3 protein-coding genes are annotated in these 14,466 nt (G+C 48.7%); all 3 read right to left on the bottom strand.

Translation table 11 applies throughout. The features are described from left to right. Positions 1-19: 19 nt before the first annotated feature. Genes AC5JL3_RS14220 through AC5JL3_RS14210 form a run of 3 tightly spaced genes read right to left on the bottom strand, consistent with a single transcriptional unit; the run spans position 20 to position 13,956 of the window. Positions 20-3,541 (bottom strand): non-ribosomal peptide synthetase, encoded by a 3,522-nt coding sequence (locus tag AC5JL3_RS14220; protein WP_496075093.1) that lies wholly within the window; start codon positions 3,539-3,541, stop codon positions 20-22. Continuing rightward, positions 3,538-8,400, bottom strand: a complete 4,863-nt coding sequence (locus AC5JL3_RS14215; RefSeq protein WP_496075092.1) for a type I polyketide synthase — start codon at positions 8,398-8,400, stop codon at positions 3,538-3,540. Before AC5JL3_RS14215 ends, AC5JL3_RS14220 begins: the two co-directional genes overlap by 4 nt. 30 nt (positions 8,401-8,430) lie before the next feature. Continuing rightward, positions 8,431-13,956: an amino acid adenylation domain-containing protein gene (locus tag AC5JL3_RS14210; RefSeq protein ID WP_496075091.1), complete on the bottom strand. Its 5,526-nt coding sequence runs from the start codon at positions 13,954-13,956 to the stop codon at positions 8,431-8,433. Between the last annotated feature and the right edge of the window lie 510 nt (positions 13,957-14,466).

The raw sequence follows: 14,466 nt of genomic DNA, 5'->3' as shown, positions 1-14,466 counted from the left end.
TTTGTTTACGATGCCTCGATTAACTTAGTGTCTTTTCAGCCAGCATTTTGTCCACTTCGTCATCCGAAAGTTCAGCAAGACTCAACACCAGTTGAGCAATGGCTTCAACTTTGGCTCGCTGTGCTGAGTCTTGGAGAATTACCGCCACTTGCTCAGCTACGGTAGGTGACTCGAAGAAATGTCGCAGGGGTAGCTCAATCTGCAAGGTTTCACGCACATGAGCCATAACCTGAGTGGCTAGCAGGGAGTTTCCCCCTAAATCCAAGAAAAAGTTGTCGTGGATGCCAATCTGTTCTACATCCAGAACTTCAGCCCAGATACCTGCCATCACCTTCTCAAGGGAGGTATGAGGTGGCACAAAGGATTTTTCCGGCTTGGCAATGATTGTGTCGGGTTCAGGAAGTGCTTGACGGTCTACCTTGCCATTTGGCGATAGGGGCAGGGCATCCAGCCAGACGAAGGCAGAGGGAATCATGTATTCCGGCAGCTTTTCCCTCAAGAAACTTCGCAGTTCATCAAGCGCGGGGACTTGCTCTTGCTCTAAGACTAGATAAGCAACCAAGCGTTCTTGTCCTCGCTGTTCGCCAACTACCTTAACAACCGATGCCTCCACAGTTGGATGCTGTACTAAAGCTGCTTCAATCTCCCCAGGTTCAATTCGGTAGCCCCGAATTTTGAGCTGGAAGTCCGCTCGTCCCAAAAACTCAATCGTGCCGTCGGGCAGATAGCGCCCTAAATCTCCCGTTTTGTACAGCCGTTCCCCCGTGACAGGATGATTGATAAAATTGGCGCGAGTCTTTTCTTCGTTTCGCCAGTACCCCTTGGCTAGCCCCATCCCAGCACAGTAGAGTTCTCCCGGAACCCAAACAGGACAGTCTTCCAACGCTTCATTGAAAATGTAGTATTTTGTGTTGGCAATGGGGTGACCGTAGGGAATGCTTCTCCAGTCTGGGTTAACGGCTTCCACCGGATACCAGATATTCCAAACAGTGGTTTCAGTCGGTCCACCGATACTGACTAGGCGAACGTTTGTTGCCAGAGCCTTCAATCGATTAGGCAACGTAACCGACAGCCAATCTCCTCCCAGAAATGTTAGGCGTAAATCTGGAAGCTGCACGTCAGAACGACTGGCGGCATAGTTTAACAACATCTCCATCATCGGAGGTACGGAGTTCCAGACTGTGACCCGTTCCTTTTGCATTAATTCTAGCCAGTGAGCTGGGTCGCGTTGCGCTGAAGCGTCGGGGATGACGAGCGTTCCGCCTGCTGTCAAAAGTCCGAAAATGTCATAGACGGATAGGTCATGGTTGAGAGCTGTGAGAGCCAGTACGCGATCGCTAGCACTCACCTTAAAAGACTCATTAGTGTGGAGCGCTAAGTTAACAACGCTCTGATGAGCCACCATAACCCCTTTGGGTAAACCCGTTGAGCCAGAGGTATAGATAACATAAGCAAGGTCATCAGGGTTTTGGACTGGCTCTAAAGGTTGGTCGCTTTCACCTGCTAACTCCTCGTTATCCAAGCACAGGCACTGAATTCCTTCTGGGAACTCTAAGCGATCTGCGCTTCGCAGCAGCGCTTCGCTATCGCGCAAGCAAGACTGAGTTAAAACTAACTTCACTTCGCCATTCTCCAGCAGATACCAAAGGCGTTCTTTCGGTAATCCCGGATCGATGGGCAAATAGGCAGCACCAGACGCGAGTACACCCATCACACCAACAATCTGCTCCCAACCTTTCTCCATCACAATGGCTACTAGAGTGTTGGGCAATGCACCCAATTGCCGCAATCGATGACCGACTTGATTCGAGCGACGGTACAACTCTTCGTAGCTAAGAGTGCGGTTAGGTGTAATCACAGCCGCTTGCTGGGGTTGCTGAGATACTTGGGCAGCAAACAAGGTGTGAATTAGCTTTTCTGGCATGGGAACAGCAGTGTCATTGATGGCTGCTTGATGTTCCAACTGTTTGGGCGGTATCAACTGCCGCCTTGTTTTTTGCCAAGCCTCCTCCTCAGTTGCAAGTCGCCTTAAAAGACAGCAGAACGCATCAAACATGTCGTCCACCAGTCCGGCAGGAAACAAATCCTCCACTCCATCCCAGTTCAAGAACAGGGAGTCCTCTGCCTCCATGTATTGACAATCCAGCCAAACTTGAGGCGTTTGACTAATGGTGTAAACGACCTCTCCCAACTCTTTGAATAAGGAGGCTCTTGAAGAATCCAGATGGCTGCCTACGCTTTGAGGAGTTGTGGTAAATACAACGGGTGCGATCGCGCCTGAAGTCCTGCCCTGAACTTTGGATAGTTCTCGCAGTACTCTTACCCCACTGACATATTGGTGTTCTAAGTCTTTCCAGAGTTGTTCTTGCAAGTGTCTTGCCCGAACTTCAAACGGCTCTTGCCCGGAGTTGTCTACTTCCAACAACGTAAATGAGGCAAACTCCCCGATAATGTCGTTGACTTGGGGATGTAACGGTAAACGATTGAAACGCGGCACGTTGATCGTGAATCGGGGACTCTTACTCCAAAGCGTCAGCACCTCAGCATAGGCAGCAAGTAAAATTCCAGTGGGCGTTAAACCTGCTTTAGCGGCTCGTAACTTCAGAGGTTGCCAGACTTCCGGTTCCAGTTGCGTATCCCAACACTTAAATTGAGGTTGTGTCAGGGAACCGGGAGCTTTTGCCAGAGGTAAATCCGGTGCTGGCGGTAATGTAGGAAGACGCTTCTGCCAATAGTCTAGGGAGCGTTGGAACGTTGGGGAGTCTTGAAACGCAATCTCTGCTAGAACGTAGTCCCGGAACGAAAGCTCTAGAGAAGGCAGGGTAACGTCGGGGTTTTGGTAGAATTTCACCAAATCCTGCAAAAGAACTTGAGCGCTCCAGCCGTCAACACATAAACCATCGACGCTGATATGCAGGCGAAAATGGTGGTCATCGAGCTGAGTCGCACAAATCTCAAACAGGGGAAACTGGTCAATCGGCAGAATTTGGTGAGATAAGCGATCGCGAATAACTTCCAATTTAGAAGTCATGGTATCCGAGTCTTGTCCCCGCAGATCCAACAGTTGAATCTGATAGGGAGGAACCCGTTCTAAAACCTGCTGCTGTCCGTCAGAATACACGAGCGCTCGCAGCATATCATGACGTTCAACCAACTTCTGCCATGCCAGATTGAACCGCTCTAAATCTAAATCAGTGCTTTCAATCTCGGTATAGACATGGATGGCAACATTCCCCCCCTCGAAGAAGCTATTTCTGCCAATCCAATAAGCTTGCTGCATTTCATTGAGAGGGAATGACTCGTATCGCTCCGCTAAATTGGGCGTTAGCGTTGGAAGAGGTTGGTAACGAGCGCTTAAGCGATCGAAATTATATTGATCGAGAAACGTGAGGATTTCTGGTTTCCGTTCAGCCAGTTGAGCCTGCAATGTTGCTGTCAACACACCTTTTGGAGCGCTACAGTGCAAGCGGTCGCCATCCACCCATAATTTGATATCTAAGTTACTGAGATAAGAGAGAAATTCTTCTATTGTTTGATTCATAATGTAATTTCCTCGCGATCGGCTTCTTTGCTGGCGATCGCTCCATCGCCAAGCACCGTACTGATAGAAGACTGAAGTGTTTGAACTGTCCCGCGAACTCTTTCAATAGACTCCGCCATACCCGCAACATTTTGGTTTTCAAACAAGCTTGATAAAGACAGTTCTATCTGGAAGGCTTCTCGAACTTGAGCAATGACTCGGACAGCCATGAGGGAATCTCCCCCAAGTTCAAAAAAGTTGTCGTAAATCCCTACGTTTTCGATGCCCAGCAACCCTTGCCAGATGTTAACTAGTGTTTGCTCAATTTCATTTCTTGGAGCAATGTAAGCATTATTCAAGTTAGGTCGCGAGTGTGTCGGTTCGGGTAGGTTCGCCGTGTCTAAAATTTCTGAGGACAGTAATGCGCCTAAATCTTTTTCTCGCTCGACCCGCATCTGAAAATTACGAGTCGATACTAGAACTTGAGGCAGTTTAACCCCCAAAATACGACCCAATGCTTCTGCACCTTCGTTTGGCAAAATTCCTTCTTTAAGATTCTCTGCTTGCAAGGATTGGAGTTTGAGTGGCACGGCTGTATTGACTGCCATCCCGACTTCTTGCCAGGTATCCCAGTTAATAGATATAGTAAACGTGCCGTTTTTGGAATAATTCCAGTGAGCAAAGGTGTCAAGAAAGGCATTCGCTCCGGCATAGTCTACCTGCCCGAATCCCCCCAGAATTGAACTCAGTGATGAGCAGATAACTAAGAAATCCAACTGGGTATTTTTGAAGAGTTCATGGAGAACCAGCGTTCCTTTGACTTTGGGAGCCAAAATCCTTTCAGCTTCCTCCAGTGTTTTTCGCTGAATCATGCCGCCCCCAGGAACTCCGGCTGCATGGATGACTCCATCAATCTGACCAAACTCCTGCTGTGCTGTTGCGATCGCCCTTGGCGGGTGCGCTAGCGCGATCGCTTTTCGCATTGGTTCGAGTTCAGTCACATCAGCACTGACAACTAAAACCTCAGCCCCCAACTTTTCCAGTTGTTGCACTTTCCGAATCTTGTGGCTGACACTATCTTGCTGAGTGTGAGTAACCAGCCATTTTTCCCATTCATCTCGGTTGGGTAACGCTGAACGACTCACGAGGATTAGTTTTGCTTGTACCGTCTGGGCTAGATATTCCGCCACAGCAAGTCCAATACCTCCGAGTCCACCTGTAATTAGATAAACTCCCCCTTCCTTTAACAGTTTTGGTGTCCCTTCAGGAGTTGCATTCAATCGGACTGGTTCAAAGGTTTGCACCCAGCGATGCAAACCTCGGTAGGCGATAACTGAATCAGGGGATTGGGCTGTTAGTTCTGCTAGCAGTTGGTTTGTGAGGTTGTGTTCTTCCCAAGTTCCTTTTAAGGGAATAGTGTTCGGAGCGGAAAAACCTAACCCCCCCAGCCTCCTCACTAAAGCTCCGGCTTCCCTGCAAGGGAAGGGGGGAGTAATACTCCCCTCTCCACCCCTCTCGTTCTCCCCTACAAGGGGAGAGGACAGAGGACGAAGCCTTTTATTCATGAGAGGGGTTGGGGGAGAGGTTAACCCAACATCAATGCTGCGACAGCTAATGTTTGGATATTCTTGCGGAATAACCTTAACCGCTCCGAGTACAGTTGCCTTTTCCGGACATAAACTTTCAAGTCCTGTCACTGACTGCAAATTGTTGGAGATGACCGTAATTTGAAACTCATCAGTAGTGTTTTGTTTCCCAAGTGCCTGGGCTAAAAACAGCAAGCTGTAGAATCCTTTGGCTTGGCTTTCCTCAAGGGATTTGAGTTCTGATGTTGTGGAAGTGTAAGGAGTGACGCTCCATAAATGAACAATCGTTTTGGGCAGCTTGTTTTGTGCTAAAAGTTCCTTGAGTAAAGCCTCATAGTCATTGCCTTGTCGGGGATTAAGGGCGAAAGCGCATTCGCTCAAATTTGTCAACCCCGACCCAACAGCCACAGTAATTACGTCCTGCCCCTCAAGTTCGAGCTGTTTTACCAGTGCTTCACCCAAGCCACACTCATCGACAAAGATGAGCGTGCAAGAGTTTTGTGCTACTAACTTTTTCTGTTCGAGCAACGCTGGAGATACAGATTGCTTCCAAACAGGAACGTAGAACCAATCAGCAATATCCGGTTTTTTGGTCAGTGAATCTTGAGTTGAAGCAATCGCATTCGCACGTTTTTGGCGTTCAATCCAGTAACGCTCACGCTCAAACGGATACGTCGGCAAGGGAAGGCGATGGCGGCGCTCATCGGTATAAAATCTTGACCAATCCACCTCGACTCCAGACAGCCACAGCTTGCCCAAGGCATTCAGCAAGAATGCAACATCAGACTGTTCATCCTTGGGATGGCGTAACGATGCGATCGCAACCTGCCCATCTTCCCCGTTTAAATGCTTTTTGGCGAAGCTACACAAGGTACATCCAGAACCAACTTCCAACAAGATGCGATTCGGCTCTTGCAGCAACTGGGTGATACCCGATGAAAAGCGAACTGTTTGGCGTAAGTGCTGCGCCCAGTAATTCGGGTCTGTAGCTTGTGCAGTAATAATCCAGGTTCCCGTGACGTTGGAGACAAAGGGAATTTTAGGAGGATTCAGTTTGACTTTTTTAACTTCCTCGATAAAGGGTTCCAAAATGGCATCCATCATCGGGGAATGAAAAGCATGGGAGGTATGCAGGTGGCGACAGTCTATCCCTTGAGCTAGTAACTTGTTTTGAAAGGCATTTATAGCGTCATGGGTTCCCGAAACCACGCACGAGGCTGGAGCATTGCTGGCAGCTAAGGATAATTGATTATCGAGTAGGGTTTCAACCTCACTTGCAGGCAGTGAAACAGCAAGCATTGCTCCTGTTGGGAGTTGCTGCATCAGTCGCCCTCGAACCGCAACTAGAGCTAAAGCGTCTTCAAGAGACATGACTTCAGCGAGGCAAGCTGCGACATATTCCCCAAGACTATGACCAATCATTGCCTGAGGAGAAATGCCCCATGACATCCACAACTGAGCTAAGGCGTACTCGATGACAAATAAGGCGGGTTGAGCGATCGCAGTTTGTTTCAGTTTCTCTGCTGCACCTTCAGCCTCAGACTCAATGGGATAGATTAGCGATCGCAAATCTATCCCCAAGTGCGGTTTGAGCAATTCACAACAGCGATCAACTTGCTCTTTGAACGTCGCCTCAGTCTGGTAAAGTTCTTTGCCCATGTCCACATACTGCGCTCCCTGTCCGGGAAACATAAAGGCGATAGGACGGTTGCACGGTTCTTGAACGTGGGTAAAAACTCGTTGAGCATCTTGCATTTCTAATGCATTAACGGCATCCTCGATATCCCGGCACACCAACATTCGACGATGATTGAATTCTCTACGCCCCACTTGAAGCGTATGAGCGACATCGGCTAGGTTTAGTTCGGGATGCTGGGTGAGGTGTTGTACGAGATTTGTTGTAGCCGTTTCTAGTGCTGACTCGGTTTTGGCAGAGAGTACCAACAACTGCCAAGGACGAGAAGGGCTAGACGCTGGCAGCACTAAGGCTTCTTCAAGAATTACATGGGCATTGGTTCCACCCATCCCCAACGAACTCACACCAGCACGGCGAGGAGTCAGCCCTGCTTTCCAGGGGGAAAATGTTGTATTGACATAAAAAGGACTGTTGGCGAAATCAATCTGGGGGTTGGGTTGCTCGAAATTCAGTGTCGGCGGTATGGATTGGTGTTTGAGGGCTAAAACAGTTTTAATCAGTCCTGCGATGCCTGCTGCTGCATCTAAATGACCGATATTTGTTTTAAGCGAACCGATCGCACAGAAAGCCTTTTTTTCAGTCCTAGCGCGAAAAACCTTGGACAGCGCTGTAATTTCAATTGGATCGCCCAAAGCGGTTCCAGTGCCGTGCGCCTCAATATAGTTGATTGTTTCGGGTTCAACCTCTGCAAACATTATCGCTTCTGCGATCGCTTCGGCTTGAGCGTCCACACTCGGCGCTGTATACCCAACTTTCCGAGAACCATCGTTGTTAATGGCTGAACCTTTAATCACAGCATGAATGCAATCGCCATCTGCGATCGCTTCCGATAGCCGCTTTAAAACGACAACGCCCAAACCATTCCCAATCGTTGTTCCCTTAGCCTGGGCATCAAAGGCGCGACAATGACCATCAGGCGATAACGTTCCTCCTTCCTGGTACACATAGCCCGTTTTTTGGGGTACTCGAATGGAAACCCCACCCGCCAACGCCATATCACACTGGTAATTCAGCAAACTTTGGCAAGCGATCGCAGTAGCAACCAATGACGTAGAGCAGGCGCTTTGAACGGTAATGCTCGGTCCCTTGAGATTTAATTTGTAAGCAACGCGAGTTGTGAGGAAATCTTTATCATTACCAATTAGCGTCTGGTAGCATTGCGCCGAACCCATGCGATCGCGGTTTAAATCAAAGGAATAATAGTTACTCAGGCTTGCCCCGGCGTAAACTCCAATTCGACTTTCACACCTTTGGGAATCATAACCAGCACTTTCGAGGGCTTCCCAAGCACACTCTAAAAATAGGCGATGTTGTGGGTCTGTTAGTTCAGCTTCTCTAGGATTAATTTCAAAAAACGAAGCATCAAATAACTCGATATCTTCTAATACTGCACCCGCTTTGACATAATTGGCATCACTCAGTACGGCTGGGTCTATTCCCGCAGCGATTAACTCTTCATCGGTGAAGGAGGAAATGGACTCCACTCCATCTCGTAAATTTTGCCAAAACTCATCGAGATTCTTGGCTCCAGGGAAACGACCCGCCATGCCGATGATGGCTATTCCTTCGATTGAATCGTATGGTTCTGCAATACCCATTAGCTTTTCTCTTCTCAGTACACTCGATTTTTAGTGAGTGTTTTGTTGCTTCGTTAATAATTTTTTGCGTTTGTTGATAGCGTCTAATTGTTTTTGAACCCTATTTTGCACAGCGTCAAAAGCAGATGTTTCCTCTGATTTCTGACTTAAATGCTGAGCCAAAGAGCTGATTGTCGGGTTTTGAAACATTGTTACGATGGGCAAGTCGCAGTTAAAAACATCCCGTAGTTTGTTATTAACCTGAACCATTAATAATGAATGACCACCGAGGTCAAAGAAATTATCGTGAACACCCACTTTTTCTAGGTGCAATACTGATTGCCAAACTGTTGCGATCGCTCGTTCCACCTCAGAACGGGGAGCCTGATAAACCTCTTGCAAATCCGGACGATGACCCTCTGGTGCAGGTAGTCTCCGACGGTCTACCTTACCGTTTGATGTCAGCGGCAGTGCCTCTAGCAGCACAAAGTTGGCGGGTATCATATAGTCGGGCAACCTTGTTTGGAGGAAGTGGCGCAACTCACTGATGTTGGGCATTTGCTTGGGGTTGGGGACAACATAAGCCACCAAATGCAAAGCACCAGGGATATCCTCCCGTGCCATCACCACAACGTCTTGCACTGCGGGATGCTGTCCCAACACTGCCTCGATCTCTCCCAATTCGATACGGAAGCCCCGAATCTTAACTTGCTGGTCGATCCGCCCTAAGTACTCTAAGTCACCATTGGGCAGATAGCGTACCAAATCACCGGACTTATACAATCGTGCATCTAGTTGGTTATCAAAGGGATTGCGAATAAACCGTTCGGTCGTTAATTCTGGGCGATTGAGATAGCCACGAGCTAAACCAGCGCCACCTATGTACAGTTCACCGGGAACCCCAATCGGCACAGGTTGATGATGCCGATCCAGCACATATACCTGTAAGTCTGGAATTGGGCGACCGATAACACTGCTCATCCCGATCAGATCGCTCATTGTTAGTGGGCGATAGGTAACATGCACGGTTGTTTCTGTAATGCCGTACATATTGACTAACTGAGGAACCTTGTCACCATGTCGCTCAAACCAGGGTTTCAAGCTTTGCAATTCCAAGGCTTCTCCACCAAAGATGACTAGCCGAAGGCTCAGATCTGGGTTAACTCCCAACGTTTCTTCAGCCCGAATCAGTTGGCGGAAAGCTGAAGGCGTTTGGTTGAGAACCGTTACCTGTTCTTTGCACAACAACTCGTAAAACGCCTCAGGCGATCGACTAATCCAGTAAGGCACCACCACCAGGCGCCCGCCATAGAGAAGAGAACCCCAGATTTCCCAAACGGAGAAGTCAAAGGCATAGGAATGGAAGAGTGTCCAAATATCCTGTTCGTTAAAGTGATACCAGGGCTGAGTAGCAGCAAACAGACGGACAACATTGGCATGGCTTACCAAAACGCCTTTTGGTTGACCCGTGGAGCCAGAGGTATAAATGACGTAGGCTAGGCTGGAAGGATTTGGGATTTTAGATTTTGGATTTTGGATTGAGCTGTGAGTGTGGACTTGTATCGATTCCCAATCTGTGTCTAAACAAACGACTTTAGCTGTGGGTTCGGGCAGCGTTTCTAAAAGCCGTTCCTGGGTCAACAGTACTGATACCCCAGTATCTTCCAACATGAAAGCCAGCCGCTCTTTCTGATAGGCGGTGTCTAACGGCACATAAGCGCCTCCAGCTTTGAGAATGCCCAGTATCCCGATAACCATCTCCAAGGAGCGCTCTACGCACAGACCCACTAGCACGTCTGGTTCCACACCCAACTGTTTCAGGTAGTGCGCCAGTTGATTGGCTTGATTGTTTAACTCTTGGTAAGTTAGTTGCTGGTTTTCAAAGACTAGAGCGATCGCATTTGGTGTCCGTTCTACCTGTGCCTCAAATAGCTGATGAATACACAAATCTGTAGGATACTCTGCCTGTGTATTATTCCAAGCCACGAGCAGTTGATGCCGCTCGCTTGGAGCCAACAGTGGCAAGTCCGAAAGGCGTTGGTTGGGATTAGAGACAATGCCCTCTAGCAAGTTCTGAAAATGCCCCAACATTTGCGCGATCGTCGCAGCCTCAAACAAGTCGGTATTGTATTCAAATGAGGCAATTAATCCTTGCTCTGTAATGTCAACAAATAGGCTTAAATCAAACTGCGCCGTCAACGTTTCTACGTTTAACAGGCTCAACGCCAATCCAGGAATCTCCTCCAATTGCGGAGCTTTCCGGAGTGTAAATGACACCTGAAATAATGGCGTATAGCTGGCATCCCTTACAGGTCGCAGTGCCTCGACCAGTTGATCGAAGGGTAAATCCTGATGGGCATACGCTCCCAAAGCCACTTGACGCACTCGACTGAGGAGTTCCCGAAAACTGGGGTTCCCTGCCAAGTCAGTTCGCAGCACTAGAGTATTGACAAAAAAGCCAATTAGTAAATCAAGTTCGCTGCGGTTGCGGTTGGCAATCGGTGAGCCTACAGGAATATCGTCCTGCCCTGTATAGCGGTAGAGGAACGTCTGGAATGCTGCCAAGAGTACCATGAACAGCGTGACACCCTCTTGACGAGATAGCACTTGGATCGCATCAGCGAGTGATTTGGGTAACTCCAGCGATTGACGCGCTCCTCGATACGTCTGAACAGCGGGTCGCGGGTGGTCTGTGGGCAGTTGCAAAACTGACGGAACACCGTTGAGTTGTTGCTTCCAGTACGAAAGCTGAGTTTCCAGCAGTTCTCCCTGAAGCCATTGCCGCTGCCAATAGGCAAAGTCAGCGTACTGAACGGGCAGTTCTGATAGAGGTAAGGGACTATCAGCTAAGAATGCTTTGTAGAGGACTGCCATCTCTCGAATGAACACCTCGACCGACCATTCATCACCGATAATGTGGTGCAAGGTCAGCAGCAGTACGTGTTCCTGTTCACCCAAGCGCAGCAGTTTGACACGCCATAATGGTTCTCTCGTCAGGTCGAAAGGCTGCTGGCCTTCCTCGGTAGCGATACGCTGTACTTCGGACTCATGCCAATACTGTTCGATTAACCTCTCCCCCAGCCCCTCTCCTGCAAGGAGAGGGGAGTATTGCTCCCTCCTTCCCTTGTAGGGAAGGGGGGTAGGGGGGGTTAGGTCGGCTTTATCCGAACAGTATCGGGACTCATGCTCCAATTCGAGAAGTTGTTGGCAATCCACCACTGGTAGAGTCACTGTCACAGAAGGCGCAATGACCTGAACGGGTTGACCTTCTGCAATGCTGAAGCTAGTTCGCAGTGCTTCGTGTCGCCGCACAATTTCGTTAAAACTCTGCTCCAGTGCCCCCACATCTAGCGAACCCTTTAGGCGAATTCCCACGGAAATGTTATAGGCAGGGTTACCCTTCTCCAACTGGTCGATGAACCACAATCGCTGCTGGGCAAAAGAAAGAGGATGAACGGCAGAGGTTTTCTGAACTCGCTCGATAGACACCGAAACGGGCTTCCAATCCGCTGCTGTCACTTGGTTGAGTACTTGCGTCGCTAGTTGGGCAATGCTCGTACCTTCAAAGAAATCTGCGATCGCAACCTCTACCCCAAAGTCAACCTCAATCCGGTTTTTTAGCTCGAAAACCATTAACGAATCAAGACCAAAGCAGCTTAAAGGCGACTGGCAATCGATTGCAGAGAGCGCTACTCTCAACACTCGCGCTACTTGCTCTTGAAGATAAGACTCCAAAAGCTGCTGGCGTTCTTCTGGCTCTACTGCCAGTAGGGTTTCACGGGTTAGACTCCTCTCATTGTTTACAACAATAGAAGTATCTAGAATACTGCTAGCGATCGCATCCAGTTCGCCTGCCAGAAACTTGCCTCGACAAGCACGGCGCTGAATTTTGCCACTAGAGGTTTTGGGAATGCTCCCAGGCTTAATTAAAACCACCCCGTAGACTTGCACCTCATGTTCTTCAGCCACTGCCTGACGAATGGCGGCAATGACTTCCTCAACATCCGGCTTCTGGCGAAACTCCAACTCCTGCACCACCACCAGGCGTTCTTCACCCTCAACCTCAACAGCAAAGGCTGCACTACTGCCCAATCGCAATGCTAGATGGCTGCGTTCTGAGGTCAGTTCAATATCCTGAGGGTAAAGGTTGCGACCGCGAATGATAATTAAATCCTTGACTCGACCTGTGATGAACAAGTCCCCATTGTGCAAAAAGCCTAAGTCACCAGTTCGTAAAAAAGGCTCTTTCTCCACAGTTGTATCCGTGTCGGATGGGTAAGCTTGAAACGTCGGCTCTGTCTCTTCAGAGCGATTCCAATATCCCTGACCCACACTTGGACTTGATACCCAGATTTCACCGACCTCATCAGGTTGGCAACGGGTTAATGTTTCGGGATGAACGATCGCAATTTGCTGCTCTGGCAGGCTTTGACCGCAGCTAACCAAGGTGCGAACATCCTCGTTATCAGCATCAGCCGCGACAATCCGATTGCATTCTAGAGCATCTACCCGGACTGTTTTGACAGTCGGCGGAGCGCTTTTGAGGCTACCCGAAACCATCAACGTTGCCTCCGCCATCCCGTAACAAGGATAGAAGGCTGAAGGACGAAAGCCGCAGCGTGCAAATTTTGCACAAAATCGCTCCAGAGTATCCTGCCGAATCGGCTCAGCACCGTTAAACGCTACATCCCAACTGCTTAAGTCCAGTGTATCGAGTTGCTCTGGTGTAATTTTATGAATGCAGAGTTCATAGGCAAAATTGGGCGCACCACTGGTTGTACCTCTGTACTGGGAAATCGCCTGCAACCAGCGGTAAGGACGCTGGAGAAATGCGGCTGGAGGCATTAGGATGCACGGGAAACCCCCATACAGCGGTTGCAATATACCACCGATGAGTCCCATGTCATGGTATGCAGGCAGCCACGAAATAAATTTACTGCTGGGCGAATGCTCCATTACGCGGTACGTCATGGCGGCATTGTGTAGCAAATTGCCATGACTCAGCATTACCCCTTTGGGTGTTCCTGTAGAACCCGAAGTGTATTGCAGAAACGCTAACGTATCTTTTTTTATAAAAGGCTCTTGCCAACTCTCTTCTATCCCACTCGCCAGGTTATCCGTCGTCAGCCACTGTAAATTCCCCAAGTCAGCTTTTTGTGTGAGGAGGGATTGCACCTTGGAGTGAACTGCCGTTGTCGTGAGTGCGATCGCCACCTGTGCATCTGCCAAAATTGCTTGGATTCTAGGAGTGTTGCGTTGGTTGCGCGGTGGGTACGCTGGAACTGCGACGACTCCTGCATACAAACACCCGAAAAATGCAGCCAGATAATCGAGTCCTGGGGGATAAAGCAATAAGGCACGTTCGCCACTTAAATTTAAAGCCTGAAGTTGAGATGCGATCGCTCGACTGCGCCGATCCAATTCTCGATAGGTTAGCTGTTCGCCTTCTGTTTCTCCATCCGGCAAAAACGTGAAAGCAAGTTGTTCGGGTTGATGTAGAGTTCTTTGGCGCAGAAGATCCACCCAAGTTGAGCAGTTGTGGAGGATTTCTGGATACTCATTGAAAGGTTGAGCCATATTACTTTTCGTACTCGATTCGATGCAAACCAGACGTTTTGAATCTGGCGAGTTTAGTTAAACCCAATTTCGTTAAGGCGAAGAAATACTGACGAATGCGATCTCATTCGCTGGCAGTTATTGCATTTCACTTTTAGGGCGCTACACATTCACCCCCAACCCTGTTATTTAAGGTGGAGCAAGAAAAATATTTGTAGCAAGTATTTAGCGAATTGGTATTACTAATCGCGGCTGGGAAGTGCCAGAACTGTGAACAAAGGCTTTCATCTAAGGCTCTCTATTAGGAACCCGGATGCTTGAACCAGCATTCGGAACAGGTCTTTGTTCGCTTCAATATGCTTTAGCTTGGCAGTGTGAGTCTGCAACTCTATGGGGTTGCACTACTGTTGTACTGTTTTTTAGTCTTGTGAACCTATACAGTCAAGGAAAAACTTGCAAGATAGTGACCTCAGGGTCAAGGTGTTTCCTGATGAGGTTTTTAGTTGAGGTCTTCCATGAGCTTGTTGATAG

It is taken from the genome of Symplocastrum torsivum (genome assembly GCF_059505465.1).
This window is presented reverse-complemented; position numbering and strand designations above follow the sequence as displayed.

Coding starts and splice junctions, on each gene's coding strand:
- AC5JL3_RS14220 (WP_496075093.1), bottom strand. CDS start 3,541: ATGAATCAAACAATAGAAGAATTTCTCTCTTATCTCAGTAACTTAGAT.
- AC5JL3_RS14215 (WP_496075092.1), bottom strand. CDS start 8,400: ATGGGTATTGCAGAACCATACGATTCAATCGAAGGAATAGCCATCATC.
- AC5JL3_RS14210 (WP_496075091.1), bottom strand. CDS start 13,956: ATGGCTCAACCTTTCAATGAGTATCCAGAAATCCTCCACAACTGCTCA.